This window comes from Devosia sp., from assembly GCF_030689745.1.
GTDB lineage: Bacteria > Pseudomonadota > Alphaproteobacteria > Rhizobiales > Devosiaceae > Devosia > Devosia alba.
Genome location: NZ_JAUYGL010000130.1, coordinates 1 through 18252, shown reverse-complemented (window position 1 = coordinate 18252; position 18252 = coordinate 1). Strand labels below are relative to the sequence as shown.

General features: G+C 62.3%; 23 protein-coding genes and 1 pseudogene. 13 read left to right on the top strand and 11 right to left on the bottom strand.

Annotated features, from left to right (window positions below):
- The 4 genes from Q8O80_RS11360 to Q8O80_RS11345 all read right to left on the bottom strand — a co-directional run.
- On the bottom strand, positions 1–443 hold a 443-nt coding region (locus Q8O80_RS11360), incomplete at its 3' end, for a GNAT family N-acetyltransferase (protein WP_305579571.1).
- Positions 421–1776: a TCR/Tet family MFS transporter gene (locus Q8O80_RS11355; RefSeq protein WP_305579568.1), complete on the bottom strand. Its 1356-nt coding sequence runs from the start codon at positions 1774–1776 to the stop codon at positions 421–423. The genes Q8O80_RS11355 and Q8O80_RS11360, both read right to left, overlap by 23 nt.
- A 125-nt stretch (positions 1777–1901) precedes the next feature.
- Positions 1902–3134, bottom strand: coding sequence for an FAD-dependent monooxygenase (locus Q8O80_RS11350; protein WP_305579567.1), 1233 nt, complete (start codon positions 3132–3134; stop codon positions 1902–1904).
- Positions 3135–3146: 12 nt separating this feature from the next.
- Positions 3147–3392: a zinc-finger domain-containing protein gene (locus Q8O80_RS11345; protein WP_305579566.1), complete on the bottom strand. Its 246-nt coding sequence runs from the start codon at positions 3390–3392 to the stop codon at positions 3147–3149.
- A 155-nt stretch (positions 3393–3547) separates the two neighbouring features.
- On the opposite strand from Q8O80_RS11345, the gene Q8O80_RS11340 reads away from it, so the two are divergent.
- The 3 genes from Q8O80_RS11340 (at position 3548) to Q8O80_RS11330 (ending at position 5569) form a co-directional block, all read left to right on the top strand.
- The gene (locus Q8O80_RS11340; RefSeq protein ID WP_305579565.1) at positions 3548–4318 is read left to right on the top strand and encodes an alpha/beta fold hydrolase; all 771 of its coding nucleotides are present in this window, start codon (positions 3548–3550) and stop codon (positions 4316–4318) included.
- A 79-nt stretch (positions 4319–4397) separates the two neighbouring features.
- The gene (gene cysE / locus Q8O80_RS11335) at positions 4398–5237 is read left to right on the top strand and encodes a serine O-acetyltransferase (protein WP_305579564.1); all 840 of its coding nucleotides are present in this window, start codon (positions 4398–4400) and stop codon (positions 5235–5237) included.
- A gap of 113 nt (positions 5238–5350) precedes the next feature.
- A complete protein-coding gene (locus Q8O80_RS11330; protein ID WP_305579563.1) occupies positions 5351–5569 on the top strand; it encodes a DUF3126 family protein in 219 nt (72 codons plus the stop codon).
- A gap of 3 nt (positions 5570–5572) precedes the next feature.
- Here the strand turns inward: Q8O80_RS11330 and Q8O80_RS11325 are convergent, their stop codons facing one another.
- Positions 5573–6247, bottom strand: coding sequence for a hypothetical protein (locus Q8O80_RS11325; protein ID WP_305579562.1), 675 nt, complete (start codon positions 6245–6247; stop codon positions 5573–5575).
- 98 nt (positions 6248–6345) lie between these two features.
- On the opposite strand from Q8O80_RS11325, the gene Q8O80_RS11320 reads away from it, so the two are divergent.
- Positions 6346–6681 carry a hypothetical protein gene (locus Q8O80_RS11320; RefSeq protein WP_305579561.1) on the top strand — a complete coding sequence of 112 codons (336 nt, stop codon included), beginning with the start codon at positions 6346–6348 and terminating at the stop codon, positions 6679–6681.
- Between the two features lie 139 nt (positions 6682–6820).
- On the opposite strand, the gene Q8O80_RS11315 is transcribed toward Q8O80_RS11320, so the two are convergent.
- The 4 genes from Q8O80_RS11315 to Q8O80_RS11300 form a co-directional block, all read right to left on the bottom strand.
- The gene (locus tag Q8O80_RS11315; RefSeq protein WP_305579560.1) at positions 6821–7453 is read right to left on the bottom strand and encodes a transglutaminase-like cysteine peptidase; all 633 of its coding nucleotides are present in this window, start codon (positions 7451–7453) and stop codon (positions 6821–6823) included.
- A gap of 141 nt (positions 7454–7594) precedes the next feature.
- Positions 7595–8116 carry a hypothetical protein gene (locus Q8O80_RS11310; RefSeq protein WP_305579559.1) on the bottom strand — a complete coding sequence of 174 codons (522 nt, stop codon included), beginning with the start codon at positions 8114–8116 and terminating at the stop codon, positions 7595–7597.
- On the bottom strand, positions 8116–8643 hold the full coding sequence (locus Q8O80_RS11305) for a PilZ domain-containing protein (RefSeq protein ID WP_305579570.1): 528 nt from the start codon (positions 8641–8643) through the stop codon (positions 8116–8118). The genes Q8O80_RS11310 and Q8O80_RS11305 overlap by 1 nt, the downstream gene beginning before the upstream one ends.
- Before the next feature lie 231 nt (positions 8644–8874).
- Complete coding sequence (locus Q8O80_RS11300) at positions 8875–9528, bottom strand: PAS domain-containing protein (RefSeq protein ID WP_305579558.1); 654 nt, start codon at positions 9526–9528, stop codon at positions 8875–8877.
- Between the two features lie 182 nt (positions 9529–9710).
- Here Q8O80_RS11300 and Q8O80_RS11295 point away from each other — a divergent pair, with 182 nt between their 5' ends.
- Complete coding sequence (locus Q8O80_RS11295; protein WP_305579557.1) at positions 9711–10445, top strand: rhomboid family intramembrane serine protease; 735 nt, start codon at positions 9711–9713, stop codon at positions 10443–10445.
- Here the strand turns inward: Q8O80_RS11295 and hisI are convergent.
- Entirely contained in the window at positions 10442–10900 is a 459-nt protein-coding gene (hisI, locus tag Q8O80_RS11290; protein ID WP_305579556.1) for a phosphoribosyl-AMP cyclohydrolase, read from the bottom strand. The genes Q8O80_RS11295 and hisI overlap by 4 nt on opposite strands.
- A gap of 40 nt (positions 10901–10940) precedes the next feature.
- The gene (folE, locus tag Q8O80_RS11285; protein ID WP_305579555.1) at positions 10941–11564 is read right to left on the bottom strand and encodes a GTP cyclohydrolase I FolE; all 624 of its coding nucleotides are present in this window, start codon (positions 11562–11564) and stop codon (positions 10941–10943) included.
- A gap of 149 nt (positions 11565–11713) precedes the next feature.
- Here folE and Q8O80_RS11280 point away from each other — a divergent pair, with 149 nt between their 5' ends.
- The 8 genes and pseudogenes from Q8O80_RS11280 to Q8O80_RS11245 form a co-directional block, all read left to right on the top strand.
- Positions 11714–12166, top strand: coding sequence for an iron-sulfur cluster assembly scaffold protein (locus tag Q8O80_RS11280; RefSeq protein ID WP_305579554.1), 453 nt, complete (start codon positions 11714–11716; stop codon positions 12164–12166).
- Entirely contained in the window at positions 12166–12477 is a 312-nt protein-coding gene (yidD, locus tag Q8O80_RS11275; protein ID WP_371136173.1) for a membrane protein insertion efficiency factor YidD, read from the top strand. Before Q8O80_RS11280 ends, yidD begins: the two co-directional genes overlap by 1 nt.
- Before the next feature lie 71 nt (positions 12478–12548).
- Positions 12549–14528 carry a threonine--tRNA ligase gene (gene thrS, locus Q8O80_RS11270; RefSeq protein WP_305579553.1) on the top strand — a complete coding sequence of 660 codons (1980 nt, stop codon included), beginning with the start codon at positions 12549–12551 and terminating at the stop codon, positions 14526–14528.
- 9 nt (positions 14529–14537) lie between these two features.
- Positions 14538–14759: a hypothetical protein gene (locus Q8O80_RS11265; RefSeq protein ID WP_305579552.1), complete on the top strand. Its 222-nt coding sequence runs from the start codon at positions 14538–14540 to the stop codon at positions 14757–14759.
- A 134-nt stretch (positions 14760–14893) separates the two neighbouring features.
- On the top strand, positions 14894–15325 hold the full coding sequence (gene arfB, locus Q8O80_RS11260; protein WP_305579551.1) for an alternative ribosome rescue aminoacyl-tRNA hydrolase ArfB: 432 nt from the start codon (positions 14894–14896) through the stop codon (positions 15323–15325).
- 124 nt (positions 15326–15449) lie between these two features.
- Positions 15450–16796, top strand: coding sequence for a UDP-glucose/GDP-mannose dehydrogenase family protein (locus Q8O80_RS11255; RefSeq protein ID WP_305579550.1), 1347 nt, complete (start codon positions 15450–15452; stop codon positions 16794–16796).
- 55 nt (positions 16797–16851) lie between these two features.
- Positions 16852–17850 (top strand): NAD-dependent epimerase/dehydratase family protein, encoded by a 999-nt coding sequence (locus Q8O80_RS11250; RefSeq protein WP_305579549.1) that lies wholly within the window; start codon positions 16852–16854, stop codon positions 17848–17850.
- A 30-nt stretch (positions 17851–17880) separates the two neighbouring features.
- Positions 17881–18252 (top strand): annotated as a pseudogene (locus Q8O80_RS11245) (phosphomannomutase); the annotation flags it as partial.

Sequence of the window (18252 nt, the reverse complement as noted above, 5' to 3'; positions counted from 1 at the left end):
TGCTCGGGATGCTTGAAGGCCTGGGGCAGGGTGCCGACAATGGCAAAGCCGAGCTTTTTCCAGAGGGCGACGGCGAGGGTGTTGGTGGACACGACGTGGTTGAACTGCATGGCGCGGAAGCCGCGCTGGCGGGCCATGTCAAGCGAGTGCTCGGCCATGGCGCGGGCGATACCCCTGCCGCGTGCCGCAGGGGCGGTCATATAGCCGCAATTGGCGACATGGGCGCCGCCGCCTTGCTGATTGGCCATCAGATAATAGGTGCCCAGGATATGGCCGTCGATTTCGGCAACGAAGACCTCATGGGAGGGTCCCAGCCAATAGCTCAGGACGGCTGCGTCATCGAGATCGGCGGAGATTGCGTAGGTGTCGCCAGCGGCCAGGGTTGGCGCGACAATGTCCAGAATGGCGTAGGTGTCATCCTCAGTTGCGGGGCGAATGTGGATTGTTGTTGGTGGTGTCATCTTCATCGTCTTCATCAAGGGGGGGCACGCGAATCTGGCCGGGCGGTGCCATATCGGGCACTTGGGGCTTGTTGGCGATGGAGGGTCGGTGGCCCAGCTCAAAGCGCCAGGCAGCGACAGCAAAAATCCCCAGGGCGACAAGCACGCAGACCGCTGCCGCCAGAAAGGGGGCGCCGGGAAAATAATTGGGCGCGGTCGGGGTGGTGGTGAAATAGGCAAAAATCTGCGTCGCTGCCAGCGGGCCAGCAATGGTGGCCAGAGAATTGGCGGCATTGACGGCGCCCTGCAATTCGCCCTGCGCATTGTCGGGGACCTGGCGCGACAGAATCCCGTTGATGGCCGGTGGCGCCAGGCCGCTGACGGCGCCGATCATGATGAAGACGTAGAGATAAAACACCGTTTCGGCGAAGGCGACGCCGGCAAAGGCGATGATGGCCGCCAGCAGGCCCAGCATGGCTACGGGGGGCTCGCCCAGGCGCTTGACCATCGGGCCGACGAGCACGGCCTGGCTGATGGCAAAGCCGATGCCGAAGGCGCCGAGCGCGCGACCGATATTGGAGGAGGTGAAACGGAACACTTCCACGGTGAAGTAGCTGAACACCGTGGGCAGGGCCTGGGCGGCCAGCGAGAAGGTGAACAGCACTGCCAGCAACCAGATGACCAGGGGATACTGCTTGAGCGCGGCAATCGCCCCGAACGGATTGGCGCGGCGGATATCGAACTTGCGGCGGGAATGCCGGGGCAGGCTCTCGGGCAGCACCAGCAGACCGAACAGGAAATTGGCAAAGGCCAGCGCGGCGGCGGCAAAGAACGGGACGCGGGGACCGAATTCGCCCAACTCACCACCGATGACCGGGCCAATAATGAAACCCAGCCCAAAGGCGGCGCCGATCAGGCCAAAGCGATGGGTGCGTTTATGGGGCGGCGTGATGTCGGCCATGTAGGCGGTGGCGGTGGCGACGGCGGCGCCGGCAACACCGGCAATGATACGACCGATAAACAGATACCATACCACCGGGGCGATCGACATCATCAGATAGTCAAAGGTCAGGCCGAGCAGAGACAGCAACAGGACCGGGCGGCGGCCGAACCGATCGGACAGATTGCCCAGCACCGGCGAAAACACAAATTGCATGAAGGCATAGGCAAAAACCAGATAGCCGCCGATGACCGCGGCATTGGCAACGCTGCCGCCGGTGAGTTCTTCGAGCAATTCAGGCAGGACCGGAACGATGATGCCAACACCGATCATATCAAGCAGAATCGTCGTCAGAATGCAGGCGAGAGTTAACTTTGAGCGGATCGCTGATTGCATACTGGGGTGCTTAATGTGTGGTTTACGGACGGGCAATGCCGTGCCGCGCAGTTGACACAGGCGGCGCAATCAAAGCAAGGCCGAAGGGCGGACAAAGGTTTGTCGAAAGGTTGCGCCGCAACTGATTATTGTGGCGGATCAGCATCTTGCGACGGTAGGCTGCTGTGATGATTCACGGTGGTTTGTGAATAGGCGTCATGGCCATAAAGCCAGGCCAGCCGCCGCAAATGGCCATGGCTGCCCTGGGCGGCAATGACCAGATCACGGCCCAGGGTCAGCGGCCGGGGCAGGTGAAAGATCGTGCCATTGCTCAGGCTGGTGCGGGCGACGCGGGCGACGCGCGGCTGGCGCAACTGCTGGTATCGGGCCAAGGCGGCTTCGGCGCTGGGCTGGCCGATCAGGAGCGGGGCGAGGACAGCGGCATCTTCAATGCCCATGGCAGCGCCCTGGGCCTGGAACGGCACCATGGCGTGGGCGGCGTCGCCAATGAGGCCAATATTGCCGGCATACCAGTGGGGGGTGCTGACCGTGCAGAGGGGCCAGGGTGTCCAGCTGTCGCCGGCAGCGCTGAGCAGGCTGGCGATAAGCGGGCTGTCGACCCTGGCGCCGTGCAGTGGCGGCAGGCCGGCGCTGGCCGGGGGGGCGGCCTTGACGAACAGGGCAATGTTGACCTGCTGGCGATGCGGCAGTGGATAGCAGACCAGATGATAGCCGGGGCCGAACAGCACCGAGACGCGATCAAGCGCCAACCGGCCGGTGACCGATTCGAAGGGCAGCAGGGTGCGCCAGGCGACGCGTTGGCGATCAAGCGCCTCGGGCCCATGGAGCAGGGTACGCCGGGTCTGAGAATGGACGCCATCGGCGCCGATGAAGGCGCGCCCGCGACTGGTGCGCGACTGACCATCGGCCAGGTCAATCGAGACGGTGACCCCGTGGGCATGGGAAACGGCATCCCAGTTGCGCACGCCAAACAGCACATCGATATTGGCGAAGCGTCGGGTGGCCTGGTAGAGCGCCTCGGCCAGATCGGCGCGGTGCATGACTGCATAGGGGGCGCCGAATTTGTCGCGCATGAGTTGGCCCAGGGCCAGGGTCACCAGGGGCGTGGCGCAGCCATAGGGAATGATGTCGATGCCGCTGGGTTCGAGGCTATGCGCCGTTATGGCGGTATCCAGACCGAGCCGGTCGAGGACAAGGCGTGCGTTGGGACTGACCTGCAGCCCGGCGCCGAATTCGGAAATGGCGGAATTGCGCTCCAGCACCACGACCGAGGCGCCGCCCTGGGCCAGTGCCAAAGCCAGAGTCAGGCCGCTAATGCCAGCGCCGGCTATATAATAGATCTGGCCGGTGCCCGGCATGTCAGCTCGGGCTCAGGCAGCGTCGGCCTGATAGACCGCCGAGAGCGGGCTGGCGGTGCCGGCGGCCAGCCGTGAGTTGAACACGTAGAGTGTCGAGCAGTACGGGCAGACGATTTCGCTGTCCTTGCCCATATCGATATAGACATGGGGATGATCGAACGGGGGCAGGGCGCCGATGCACTGGAATTCCTTGGACCCAACCTCGATCTGCCGGAGACCCTCGGTATTGTGGAAGTGGGGCGTAGTGCCGTGTGCCATGGAAAAGAACCCGGTGCGGTGATTTGATTTGGCCGGACCTTAGTGCAAGGCTGGGGGCAAGGGAAGGCTCCTGCAAACCAAACGACACTTGATTTTGCGGGCCAATCCCGCAAACACAGCCGCTCGGCGCGCGCGAACAGGATCTGGTACCCGATATGCCCAATTTTCTATCCGACGGACTGACCCTGAACTACGCCATCGCCGGCGATGGGCCGCCAGTGCTGTGCATTCACGGCTTTGCCTCGAGCGGGCAGGTCAACTGGGTGGATGTGGGCTGGGTGGAGACGCTGGTCGAGGCGGGCTATCAGGCGATAACGCTGGATAATCGCGGGCACGGCGAGTCGGACAAGCCGCATGATCCCGAGCGCTATCACCCCCAGGACATGGCGCAAGACGGCGTGGCGCTGCTCGATCATCTGGGCATCAAGACAGCCGCTGTGCTGGGTTATTCGATGGGCGCACGGATCGCCGCCTTCATGGCGTTTGCCCATGCAGAGCGGGTCAGCTGTATCATCCTGGGTGGGATGGGGATGAATTTGATCAATGGGCTCAGCGACGGCAATGACATCATCGCCGGGCTGCGGGCGCCATCGCTGGAGGGGCTGACACATCCGACAGCGCGGCAGTTCCGAATTTTTGCCGATCACACCAATTCGGATCGTGAAGCGCTGGCGGCATGCATGGAAACCTCGCGCGCACCAATGGCGCGCGCCGATGTCCGGCGCATCAATGTGCCGGCGCTGGTGGCGGTGGGTGAAAAGGACGCCATGGCTGGTCCTCCCGGACCGCTAGCCGATCTATTGCCGCAGGGGGAAGCCTTTGTCATCCCCAAGCGCGACCATATGCGGTCGACAGGCGACAAGGCCTTCAAGGACACCGGCCTGGCGTTTCTGGGCAGGAATTTTCCTGCGAACAGGCATTCGTGAACCAGGTAGTGCGCGCAGGCTTTGTCTTGGAGCAGAAAATGGCCTATATCGGTGGCCTACGATGAAGCGGAGCCGCGCCATGACGTCCAGCGCCAAGACAAAGTCCCAGACCTCCTCCCAGATCAAATCGGTTGATCCGGTGTGGGAAGCGGTGCGGACGGGTGCGCAGCAAATTCTGGCGGCCGAGCCGTCGCTGGCCGGTCTGGTCGTATCGACGGTGCTCAACCACGACACGTTCGAGCAGGCCTTGGCGCATCGGCTGGCGGCGCGACTGGATCATACCGATATGTCATCGGATCTGATCCGGCAGGCGTTTGCCGAAATCCTGGTGGATGCCCCCGAGATCGGGGCCAATGCCCGCGCCGATCTGGCGGCGACACTGGAGCGCGATCCGGCCTGTAACCGGGCCGTGGAGCCATTGCTGTTTTTCAAGGGCTATCACGCCATCCAGACGCATCGTTTTGCCCATGCCATGTTCAAGGCGGGGCGGGGCGATTTTGCGCTCTATTTGCAGAGCCGCTCCAGCCAGGTGTTTCAGGTCGATATCAATCCGGCCGTGGTAATCGGCAGGGGCATCATGCTTGATCATGGTACCGGGCTGGTGATCGGCGAGACGGCGGTGGTGGGCGATAATGTTTCGCTGCTGCAGGGCGTGACCCTGGGCGGCACCGGCAAGGCCGATCAGGATCGGCACCCCAAGATCGGCAATGGCGTGCTGATTGGCGTCGGCGCCAAGGTACTGGGCAATATCAAGATTGGCGATTGCTCGCGGATCGGGGCCGGCTCGGTGGTGCTCAAGGAAGTGCCGCCGCGGGTGACCGTGGCGGGCGTTCCGGCCAAGGTGATCGGTGAAGCCGGCTGTGCCCAGCCAGCTCTGGTGATGGACCAGATGGTGCTGGTCCATGATAGGAACGGCTAGCGCCGCAAGGCAGTGCTGGCGGTTGTCACCGTTAAAATGCCGTGCAACAGGGTTGTATGCGAGGCCGTGGTGACTAGATTGCCGGCACAAACCAAACCAGCAGGACATCGACCGTGAACCATCCCGAGATCATCAAGCTACAGAAATTTCTGCAGGTGAAGTTCAACAACCCCAATATCGATGTGCGGCCGCGCCCCAAGCTCAACGATTCGGTGGAGGTCTATATCGGCGATGAGTCGATCGGGCTGATCCACCTGGACGATGAGGATGGCGACAAGTCCTATATCTTCAACATGTCGATCCTGGATATCGACCTGGAAGACATCGAATAGCGTTCAATTGGCGCCAATGCGGCTGAGCCATTGCGCCATCTCGCCATCGAACTGGCGCCACGATTGCAGCGCCGTGGCGTCGAACGCGTAGACGACCGCCATGCCGCTGGGCAGATAGACGGTGCGCACGCATTGTTCCGATCCCGCGCCATCCGCTGCTGCCAGACATTTTGCCACAAACGGGTTCGGTGAGAGGGCGTCATACCAGACGCTCTCGCCGGCATAGCCGTTTTCGTTCCGCATCGGCTTGCCGACCAGACCGGCGACGCCACCGAGCGTGGCTCCCGTGAACTGGTGCACATAGACACGGTCGAGAAGGCTGGCACTGGTGCGGACCCGGCTGCGGGGCAACAGCGTCACGTTGACAGGCAGGGCTGCGCCATCACTGGCCGTGAGCATGACCTGCAGATCGATCTGATTGGTGAAACCATCGCGCAGCTGCTCGCCATAGCGGAACCAGCTGGTCGGGATGGCGAGTTCGCGCCCGGCAATGGTCTGGGTGATCGGATTGCCATCAGTCAGGGCAGGCACCGGCGCGCGGGTTTGACGCCCCAATTCATCAATCAGATAGGCGGCGCCGACTGCCAGCAGCAGCAGCAGAACGGTGATGCCAGCCATGTTGTAGGCGAGCCCCGGCGCGGCATGGCCCTTGGCCGCGGGGGCCGGTTGCGAACTCATTGCCTGCATTAACCAAAATCGATGAGGAGAGGTGACAGATGATTGGGCGGTCAATATGCTTAATAAAGGGTTAAGCACGGCAGTCGACGTGACGCCGAATGATGAGGCAGATCGGCATGTTCAAGGAATTGCTACCACTATATCTGATCGGGGTAGGGCTTTGCCTGTCGGGCGCCGGGACGCACCTGTATCAGTGGCTGGGCAAGCAACAGGCCATGCTGCGCTATGACGGCAAGACCGTTGTCGGCATGATGGGCAATCTGGTCATGAGTTTTGTGTGCGGCCCCTACATCATGCTGCAATTGGGCTGGCGGCAGGAGGAGGGCGGCGCGCTGTCGATGAGCTCGGCGATGGTGTCGTCCGTGGTGGCCTTTGGCTGGGCCTTCATCACCGGCTTGATGTTCATGGGGGCCTATGTGTCCCTGATCCATTAGGCGCGCATGCTGCCGGTCGTCACCCGGCAGCGCTCAGGCGCCGAAAGCAATGAGGCCAGCTTCGGAAACCGAAGCTGGCCTCATTCATCAGACCCCTATCAGGGATAGGCTAGGGCGGGGTCCGGAACTGGTCGGGGCGCTAGTTGATCCCGGCGGTGGCAACAACCACTTCGCGATTGTCGATCATGTCGACCCACTGGCCGGCATTGGCCTGGGACTGGCGCTTGATGAACTGGTAGGGCGTGGCACTCCACAGGTCGATCGAGCCGACCTGGTTGTCGAGCACCAGGTCGCCGCGGTCGGTACGCGCCATCAGCACCGCATGGCCTTCGCCATTGGCCTGCTTGACCACGGCGATCAGCAGGGTGCTGGCGGGCCAGCCGGCATTGATCAGCTCGCGACGCTTGGCCAGCACATAGTCTTCGCAATCGCCGTAGCCATTGGGATAGGTCCAGAATTCGGTGACTTGATAGAGGTCCTGATCGGTCACCGGGATCACGGTGGCGTTGACCTGGGCATTGACGTGCAGCAATTGCTGCCAGAGCGTCTCGGTCAGGGCGATGGATGGCACGATCTGGGCATTGGGGCGGCATTCGTCGGGCCGGCTCTGGCAGAACTCGGCATGGCCAATGGGAATGCTGGTGGTGCCGGCATGGGTCTGTACGAAAGCGACGTTGGTGGTATCGATTGCCACGGTCGGCGTGACAAGCAGCGCCAGTGCGACAATGGCGCCGAGTAGTGCCGATCCCAGTCCCTGATTGTTGGTGTGCATTGCGTGATCTCCCTGATGGAGACCACGTTAGAGAGGCCGACTTGCCCCGATGCGAAAACTGCCGAGTAGTTTTTATGCGTATTTTATCGATTGGATTGGCGACCGATTAACCATGCGGACCAGGGGCTTGAGCCGATTGGTTCAGGGCCGGATTGCAGCGCGGACGGCGGCATAGACCGCATCGTCCTGATGGGGCCCCTGGCGGCACTGCTTGGAGCCGATGTGGACGGTATCGGTCGCGGCCAGGCGGCTGGAGCGCAAGGCAAAATCGCGCTGCACCAGCGTGCCGGGCAGCGAATGCCAGTTCTGATGGTGGGCCATGACCGTGTGACCGTCAGCATCGATCACCAGCATGGTGACGCACACATTGTCATCGTCGTAGCGATCATGATTGGTCAGTTGCTGGGTGAGACGCAGCCGTCCGGTTGCCAGATCGATGGCAATGGTCATATCGACCCACTGGTTGCGCTTCCAATCCCATCTCTCGTGGTAGGGTGGGCAGGTCAGCTCAGCGCCGCGCCTGTCGCAGCTGTCGATGTCGAATTGCTGCCAGGCATAGTCCTGCCAGTCGGCGCGGCCCTCGGCAGTGACGGGATGAATGAACAGCAGGCAGAGCAGCGCGATCAGCAGGCCCGCTGCACGCACCGGCCGCGCGAATACCATCAGTGCATGCGTAGGTTTTGCTGCACCACCGTCAACATTTCCTGCGCCGAAATGAACTCGACCGCGACGCCATTCTGGAAGTGACGGGCGACCCGGGCCCGCATGCGGCCCAGCGCAACATTGGTGCCGACAGAGGGCCGTACATCCAGTTCGATGGCGGCGCCGGACAGCGAAATGTCGATGATCTTGCAATTGTAGCGCCGGCCATCGTCGAGCACGACGGTGGAATGGCGGATGTCGGGCACGACGCGCTCATGGCGGCGATCTTCTGGCAGGCCCAGAACATCCTTATTGGCCAGCCAGGTCAGCTGGGCGGCCATCTTGTCGCGTTTGCGCGGCGATGCGGCGAGATCCATGACAAATCCGCCGTCGATCTGGCTGAGGATGACGCCCTCGATGCGGCCAATCAGATCGAGATAGGCGATGACCTTTTCGCCGACGCCGCCGGCAGCTGGTGCGATGACAACTGCATCACCCGGCGACATTTCAAGGACCTGGCAGGGGAACTCGCGGCGGTCGGCCAGCATATAGCGACCAAGCACAGAAACCTGCACCCGTTGGTACTTCCCGGCGGTCGCAACGGTGCGGGCCGGCGCAACGAATCGTGGTGAGGGGAGATCGTCGCTAAGCATACTGACCGCTAAACCCGTTATAGTTGAACTACAGGCTATCGGGTCTTGGTTAACGCAAGGTTTTGTCTGGCCGATATTTGCGCGGCCAATACCGCGCAAAATGTCCCATTTTTATTGGCGGTCTGCTTACTGACGTCCACCGTCGATGACGGCCAGATGTGCATAGCGCCGCGCGGTGCGGCCAAACACCATTGCGGGCATGGCCATTGGTGCGGTCTGGCTGGAATAGGCGGTGTCGGGACCGACATTGGTGGCCACTTCGCGCACCCGGTCTTCCTGGGCAATATCGTCTGGCCAGATCAGGCGCAGGCCGGTAATGCGCTGCTCCATGATGGGCTGCACGCCGAGCCAATAGGGCTCGTCCAGCGCAGTCATGGCGCCAAGCAGACGGGTATGGGTGGAGCCGTTATGACGCAGCGGCATCAGGATGGTCTCAAAGCTGACCTTGGTGTGCAGGGCAGTGGTGCCCTGGAACGTCACCAGGGCGACGGCGTGATCTTCGGTCACTGCCCGGATCAGGGTGTCCATCGCGTCGCCGTCACGCTCGTGCCAGAGGGCGGAGAACGAACGCCCCTTGAGTTCGCGGCAATAGCTGGTGCACAAGTGCGAGCCGGCCAGACGGAAGGAGAACCGCTCGCTCTCATCGAGTTCGAGAATGAACGTATTGGCCAGCGCCTCGCGGATCTGCGTGGGATCAATGTCCTTGCGCTCGGGGGCACTGCGAGAGCCACGAATGGCATTCCAATAGTCGTAGAGCGTCTTGCTGCTCGTTTTCTGCATAGTTCCTGACCCGCCAATCGTGCATCCACGGTCCCCCCTGATGGAACGCTTCTGCGATAGGGCCACTTTTGCAAAATCACACGGCAAAAGCGCTCTTAAAGAACAGTTAAGGTTAACGTGGGTGTCCCAATGTGGAAAAGAACGCTGGAAGCCGCAGCCCGTCAGCGAGTCGGAGTGAAATGATGTCTGAACAAGGTTCATCGCCGGAAATTATCCCGCCAGCCGGGCGCGAGCCGGTGTTCCTGTTGCCGGGGGCGGTAACGGCGATGATCGGGGTGCTGGTGGCCATTCATCTGGCGTCAACCTTGGCGCTTAACCCGGACGGGATGCTGCAGCTGATGTTCTGGTTTGCCTTTCAGCCGCTGCGAATCGTGGCGGCGACAGCTGATCCGATGCTGGGGGTGCCCCTGCTGTGGACCCCCTTCAGCCATGCGCTGCTGCATGGCAGCTGGGACCATCTGGTGTTTAACGCGGTGTGGTTCGCGATCTTTGCGACGCCGGTGACGCGGCGCTACGGATCAGGAGCGATGCTGGCCATTTTCATGGTATCGGCCGCGGCGGGCGCTGCGTTCTTTGCCGCGACCTCGCTTTATGCCGGCGCCTATCTGATCGGCGCCTCGGGCGGTGTGTCGGGCCTGACAGGCGCGGCGGTGCGGTTTGTGTTCCAGCCGGTCATCGTGGCCGTTGATCCCGAAACCGGCCGGCGTGTGGTCGTCGGCCGCAAGCTCGCCGGTCTGCGCGAGATGTGGAGTGACGGGCGCACGCGCAGTTTCGTGCTCATCTGGGTGGCGCTGAATGCCGCCGTGCCGCTGCTGCCGATGTTCACCGGTGCTGAGGTCGCGGTGGCGTGGCAGGCCCATCTTGGCGGCTTTATCGCTGGAATCCTGCTAGTCGGGCTGTTCGAGCGCCGCAGCTAGGACGGCGTACCGTAGACGTCACGGGGATCAAACAGCCGTGGCAGGCCGGTGTCCTGCAGCGTGACAGTGTCACCCGATACACTGGCCCGGCGGTAGAAGCAGGATTGGCGTCCGGTGTGGCAAGCCGCGCCGCGCCCGGTCTGGTTGACGACGAGCACGATGGCATCCTGATCGCAGTCGGTGCGCAACTCGACCACCTGCTGGATTTCGCCCGAGGTTTCGCCCTTTTTCCAGAGCTTGCCGCGTGAGCGTGACCAGTAATGGGCGACGCCGGTTTGCAGCGTCAGCGCCAGGGCTTCGGCATTCATGTGGGCCAGCATGAGCACATCATTGCTGCCCGCTTCCACGGTAACCACAGTGACCAACCCTGCCGCATCAAAGCGCGGCGCAAAATCGGTGCCCTCTTCGAGCTGGTCGTGGGTCAGGGCCGTGGGATCGGCAAAGGAAATGCTCATTGCGTTATTCTCGCCCGTTTTCGCCTGATATTGCAGTGGGTCAGCGCGTGCCGGTCATGGCGAAGAAACGATCCTGCTCCACCCGGTCTTCGGCGAAAACGCCGGTGAAACGGTGAGTGACAGTGGAAGCGCCGTGGGCCCGGACGCCACGCATGGACATGCACATGTGCTCTGCTTCGAGCATGACCGCAGCGCCGCGTGGATTGAGGTGCTCGTTGATGGCGTCAACGATCTGGGCGGTCAGGTTTTCCTGGGTCTGCAGACGACGGGCAAACACTTCCACCAGCCGGGCCAGCTTGGAGAGGCCGACCACCCCGTCATGGGGCAGGTAGGCGATGTGGGCCTTGCCGACGAAGGGCACCATGTGGTGCTCGCAATGGGAATTGAACGGGATATCCCTGACCAGCACGATATCGTCGTAGCCGCCTACTTCCTTGAAGGTCTTGGAGAGCACAGCGCCAGCGTCCTGCTCATAGCCGGCAAAGAATTCTTCATAGGCGCGGATGACCCGGCCGGGGGTTTCGAGCAGGCCTTCGCGGCCGGGGTCATCGCCGGCCCAGGCGATCAGGGTACGCACGGCAGCTTCGGCTTCGGCCCGGCTGGGACGACGGGGCTTGGCGGCCTCGACAGGCAGGCCGTTCAGCAGGTTGACGCGGGCGTCCATGGTCGGTTCCTTTTCGCTCTGATGCGCATTGGATGCGCCAAGCGTGGATTGGTTCCTCAAGGCCGTGTTACTGTGCGTGGCGGCCCGCCAGAAGCTCCCCTATATAGGGGGCTGAGGCGAGAGCGACAAGAAACAGAATTGTGCGTTTGATGGAACTAAGCGATCTCTATTCCCAGAAGATCCTCGATCTTGCGGGAAATGCCCTGCAGCCGGCGCGGCTGGACCATCCTGACGGCAGTGCGCGCAAGGTCAGCCGGGTGTGTGGCTCGGTGATCGAAGTTGATGTGGGCATCGAGCAGGGGATCATTGCTGCCTATGGGCACGATGTGTCGGCCTGCGCGCTGGGCCAGACCTCGGCTGCCGTGGTGGCGCGCGAGATCGTTGGCACGCCGGTGACCGAATTCAGGCAGCTGCGCGAGCAAATGCACGCCATGCTCAAGCAGCATGGTACGCCGCCTGTCGGCAAATGGAGCGATTTGCGGTTTCTTGAGCCGGTGCGGGACTATCCGGCCCGGCACATGTCGACGCTGCTGGTGTTTGATGCAGTGGTTGCGGCAATCGAAAAAGCCGAGTCCGCAGAATCGGTTGTGGTGGATCGCTGATGGATCGATTCATCGACATGTTCTGGCGCGTGGTCGATCTGCCGTTCAAGGTTGCGGCAGTGCTGCTGATCACCATCTACCGCTATACGCTCTCGGCGTTTGCCGGGCGGACCTGCCGGCACCTGCCCAGCTGTTCGGAATATACCGGCCAGGCGATCTGGAAGTTCGGGTTCTGGCCGGGCGGATGGATAGGGCTGGCCCGGTTCGTGCGCTGTCGGCCGGGCGGCACGGATGGCTATGACCCGGTGCCCGAGCGCCTGCCACAGACCGCCCGCTGGTATCGGCCATGGACATATGGGCGCTGGAAATAATTGTCAGTCGTGCTAGACAGGCGCCCTTGCTGCAGCAAAGGCAGCATTACCCCAATTTCTGGAGAGCCAAAATGACGATCAAGGTGACGTTTCCCGACGGTGCAGCTCGCGACTATCCGCGTGGCACCACCGGGACCACCATCGTCGAATCCATCTCCAAGAGCCTGGCCAAGAAGACTGTGGCCATGCGCTGGAACGGTGTGCTCAGCGATCTGTCTGATGCGCCCGAGGCCGACGGCAAGATCGAATTCGTGACGCGCGACAGCGGCTCCAAGGATGTGCTGGAGCTGATCCGGCACGATGCGGCGCATGTGCTGGCCGAAGCGGTGCAGGAGCTGTGGCCGACGACGCAGGTCACGATCGGCCCGGTGATCGAGAACGGCTTCTACTACGATTTCAAGCGCGACGAGCCGTTCTCGGAAGAGGATTTCCCGACCATCGAGAAGAAGATGGCCGAGATCATCAATCGTGGCGCCGCCTTCAGCAAGGAAATCTGGACCCGCGACCAGGCCAAGGATTTCTTTGCCACGCGCGGCGAGGCCTTCAAGGTGGAGCTGGTCGATGCCATTCCGGCTGACCAGTCGCTCAAAATGTACAAGCAGGGCCAGTGGATCGATCTGTGCCGTGGGCCGCATATGCGCACGGTCAAGGATGTCGGTACGGCCTTCAAGCTGACCAAGGTTGCCGGGGCTTATTGGCGCGGCGACAGCAATAATCCGGTGCTCAGCCGCATCTATGGGACGGCCTTTGCCACCAGGGAAGAACTCGACGCCTATCTGCACATGGTGGAGGAGGCCGAAAAGCGTGACCATCGCAAGATCGGCCAGGAGATGGATCTCTACCATTTCCAGTCCGAGGCGCAGGGCAGCGTGTTCTGGCACCCCAAGGGCTTTGTGCTGTTCAACCAGATGGAGGCCTATATCCGCCGCCGGCTGGACAAGGCGGGCTATCAGGAAGTGAAGACGCCGCAACTGATGAGCTCCAAGTTCTGGGAGCAGTCGGGCCACTGGGGCAAATACCGCGAAAATATGTTCGTGGTACCCGACGAAGTGCCCGGGACCGAGGATGAAGGTCCGGTGCTGAGCGGCACGGGCGAGTTGATGGCGCTCAAGCCAATGAACTGCCCGGCGCATGTGCAGATCTTCAACCAGGGCATCAAGTCTTACCGCGATCTACCGCTGCGCATGGCCGAATTTGGCTGCTGCCACCGCAATGAAGCGCATGGCGCGCTGCATGGTTTGATGCGCGTGCGGCAGATGACGCAGGACGACGCGCATATCTTCTGCCGCGAAGACCAGATCCAGAGCGAAACCGAGCATTTCGTGCATCTGCTGTATTCGGTCTATGGCCATATGGGCTTTGACAATGTGGTCATCAAGCTGGCGACGCGGCCGGAAAACTTTGGTGGCACCATTGAGCGCTGGGACGCGGCCGAGAAGGCGCTGGGCGATGCCCTGCGCGCGACGGGCTATGATTTCGAGATCGCCGAAGGCGAAGGCGCGTTCTATGCGCCCAAGCTGGAATTCCATCTCAAGGACGCCATTGGCCGGAGCTGGCAGGTGGGGACGCTGCAGCTCGACTATGTGCTGCCGGAACGGCTGGACGCGACCTATGTCGCCGAAGACGGCACGCGGCACTTCGCGGTGATGCTGCACCGGGCGATCCTGGGGTCGCTGGAACGCTTTATCGGCATGCTGATCGAGAACTATGCCGGGCGGATGCCGATGTGGCTGGCGCCGACCCAGGTCGTGGTGGCGACCATCGTGTCGGAGGCTGACGAGTATGCCGAAAAGCTGGTGAGCCAGCTCAAGGCGGCCGGCATTCGGGTTGAGCTCGACGTGCGCAACCAGAAGATCAACTACAAGGTACGCGAGCATTCGGTGGGCAAGGTGCCGCTGATGTTTGTGGTGGGCAAGCGCGAGGCCGAGGAGGGGACCGTTTCGGTCCGTCGCCTGGGCACTGAAGGCCGGAAGGTCGAGCCGTTCATGGATGCCCTGGTGGCCCTGATGGCCGAAGCGACCCCGCCTGACCTCAAAGAAAAGGCGGCCTGAGCGGTGCCCTTGCGTCCATCCAATCGCGAGATCAAGGTCATCACCCATATGGGCGAGGACAATGCGCTGGGCCCTGACGACTTCAAGGATGTGGGCGAGAAGGTGTTTGCCCGCATGCTGGCCAAGGGCTGGATCGAAAAGACCGCCGTCGAGGGCAAGTACAAGGCCACGATGAAGGGGCTGATCATCCACGAAGGCGAGATCATCTATGCCGGGCGTCTGCGCAGCTAGCGCTTGGTGAAAAGCACCGCCTGACCTCCCCTCACAGGGGAGGGACCAGGGCGGTGGTTGTGGCTCGATCTGGCCCGGGTCCGGGTCTATTCCTCCCCTTGTCAGGGAAGGCTGGATGGGGAGACTGTTCTATCATGGCAGAGCTGATCCCCATTACCCGCTCCATTTCCATCGATCCGAGCGAGATCGAGGAGACCTTTGTGCGCTCGGCCGGACCGGGCGGGCAGAACGTCAACAAGGTGTCGAGCGCGGTGCAATTGCGCTTTGACCTGAAGAATTCGCCATCGCTGCCCGAAGCCATGAAACGCCGCGTGGCGACGCTGGCCGGCAAGCGCCTGACCAAGTCCGGCGTCATCGTGATCTCCGCCAATTCGCACCGCGACCAGCCGATGAACCGGGCCGACGCGCTCGACAAGCTGGTGGCCCTGCTGGTGGCGGGGGCACATGTGCCCAAATTCCGTGTGGCAACGCGGCCGACGCTTGCCTCCAAACGGCGCCGGCTCGAAGGCAAGTCGATCCGCTCCGGCATCAAGCGGCTGCGGAGCAATCCAGCCGATAATCAGTGATGCTCCCCATCGCGTGCAGCGGGGGCGGAAATGGTTGGGGCAGCACTAGATCGGTTCGGCGGCGACGCCGTCCCGGATAGCCGCTAATGTGCCGTCCTGATCTGGACACAGAGAGTCACCGGAAATGAAGATCGCTATTGTCGGTTCGGGTTATGTTGGTCTGGTGACGGGGGGCTGCCTGGCCGATTTCGGCCATGACGTGACCTGTATCGACAAGGACGAGGACAAGATCGAGGCGCTGGAGCGTGGCGAGATCCCGATCTATGAGCCGGGTCTGGCCGAACTGGTGAAAGCCAATGTGGCAGCGGGCCGATTGGCGTTCACAACGCAACTGGCAGGCGCGGTTGCTGCCGCCCAGGTGGTGTTCATCGCCGTGGGCACGCCGTCGCGCCGCGGCGATGGGCATGCGGATTTGCGCTATGTGCGCGAGGCGGCGCGCGAGGTTGCTGACGCGGTATCCGGCTTCACGGTCGTTGCTACCAAATCGACAGTGCCAGTGGGGACGGGCGACGAGGTGGCCCAGATCATCGCGACCACCAATCCGGCCGCCGATGTGGCCGTGGTGGCCAATCCGGAGTTCTTGCGCGAGGGCGCGGCGATCGACGATTTCAAGCGTCCGGACCGCATCGTGGTGGGCATCGAGGACGAGCGGGCGCGGTCGGTGATGAGCGCGGTGTACCAGCCGCTTTATCTGAACAAGTCGCCGTTGATGTTCACCAATCGGCGGACGGCCGAGCTGATCAAGTATGGCGCCAACGCGTTTCTGGCGATGAAGATCACCTTCATCAACGAAATGGCCGATCTGTGTGAGGCCGCTGGTGGCAATGTGCAGGAGGTGGCGCGGGGCATGGGGCTCGATAATCGCATCGGGGGCAAGTTCCTGCATGCCGGACCGGGCTTTGGTGGGTCTTGCTTTCCCAAGGACACGCTGGCGCTGATCAAGATCGGGCAGGATTTGGGCAGTCCGATGCGTCTGGTGGAAACCACGGTGTCGATCAATGAGCAGCGCAAAGGAGCGATGTCGCGCAAGGTCGTCGCGGCCTGCGGTGGTGAGGTGCGCGGCAAGACGATTGGCGTGCTGGGGCTGACGTTCAAGCCCAATACCGACGATATGCGCGCGGCCCCGTCGCTCGACATCATCGGGGGCCTGCTCGACCAGGGCGCCCGGATCGTCGCCTACGACCCGCATGGGATGGCGTCGGCACGCGGGCTGATCGACACGGTTGAGTATGTCAGCAATGCCTATGCGGTGGCGGACAATGCCGATGCGCTGGTGCTGGTCACGGAATGGGACGAGTTCCGCTCGCTTGATCTGGCCCGGATAAAGACGGCGATGAAGACGCCGGTATTGGTGGACTTGCGCAATGTCTATAGTCATGACGAGGTCACCAGGCATGGCTTTGCCTATTTCAGTGTGGGCCGACCGGCGGGCGCGGGCGGCAAATCGGGGCTGAGCGGGGCCGCTGAATAGTCAGCATTGGCGGTGCCGTCGGCGGTGGGCCGCAGGCACGTGTGAGGGTTATGGTTTGAAGGTCTTTGTTACCGGAACAGCCGGATTTGTCGGCTATCATTTGGCCCGGCGGTTGCTGGACGAGGGCCATCAGGTCACCGGGTTTGATGGCGTCACCGACTACTACGATGTGCGGTTGAAGCGTGCGCGCCTGACAGCGTTGGCGCGCTATCCCCAGTTCACGCCAGTTGAGGGGCGGCTGGAAGATGGCCAATTGCTGACGCGTTCACTGCAGGCAGCCGGGGCGGAGATTGTCGTGCATCTCGCTGCGCAGGCCGGCGTGCGCTATAGTATCGAGCAGCCGCAGAGTTATGTCAGTGCCAATCTGGTGGGGTCGGCCAATCTGCTGGAGGCGGTGCGGGCGCACCGGCCGGCGCATCTGCTGTTTGCCTCGACCAGTTCGGTCTATGGCGGCAATAGCAAATTGCCGTTTTCGGAGCTTGATCCTGCCGACGCGCCGATCTCGCTCTATGCCGCAACCAAAAAGAGTGGCGAGGTGCTGGCGCATTCCTATTCCCATCTGTTTGATATCCCCACCACCATGCTGCGCTTCTTTACCGTCTATGGCCCCTGGGGCCGCCCGGACATGGCATTGTTCAAATTCGTGGCCGCAATCCTCGAGCAGCGGCCCATCGCGGTCTATGGCCAGGGCGCGATGCGGCGCGACTTTACCTATATCGACGATCTGATCGAGGCGCTGATGCGGCTGCTGCCCCTGCAGCCGGTGCGGGATTGGCCGGTGGCCGGGGACTCGCTGTCGCCGGTGGCGCCGTACCGGATCGTCAATCTGGCGGGCGGGCATCCCGAACTGCTGATGGACTTTATCGGCGCCATCGAGACGGCGCTGGGCCAGCGGGCCAATTGTCAGTATGAGCCATTGCAGCCGGGCGATCCGCGCGAAACATCGGCCGATACTGCGCTGTTGCGCCAGTTGGTCGGTGATGTACCGCGGACCTCGATTGACGTCGGGGTCGCCAATTTTGTGGCCTGGTATCGACAGTATTATGGCCTTTAGCAGCGCCAGCCTGGCGCCAGGATCAGTTCAATGACCCAGAACAGTCTGAAATTCGGTACCAGCGGCTTGCGTGGCCTTGCGGTGGATTTGCAGGGGCAGGCGGCACGGCAGTATGTCACAGCCTTTCTGGCGCATCTGGCCACGAGCGGGCAGGGCAGTGGCAGCAGGGTCTATCTAGCGCGGGATTTTCGCGCGTCGAGCCAGGCGATTATTGATGATTGTGCGGTGGCCATAGCCCGGTTCGGGCTTGAACCGGTGGACTGTGGCGCCATACCGACGCCTGCGCTGGCGCTGCACGCCATGGCGGCGGGATGCGCGGCGATCATGGTGACGGGTAGCCACATTCCCGCTGACCGCAATGGATTGAAGTTCTATGGCCCGGCTGGCGAGATCAGCAAGGAC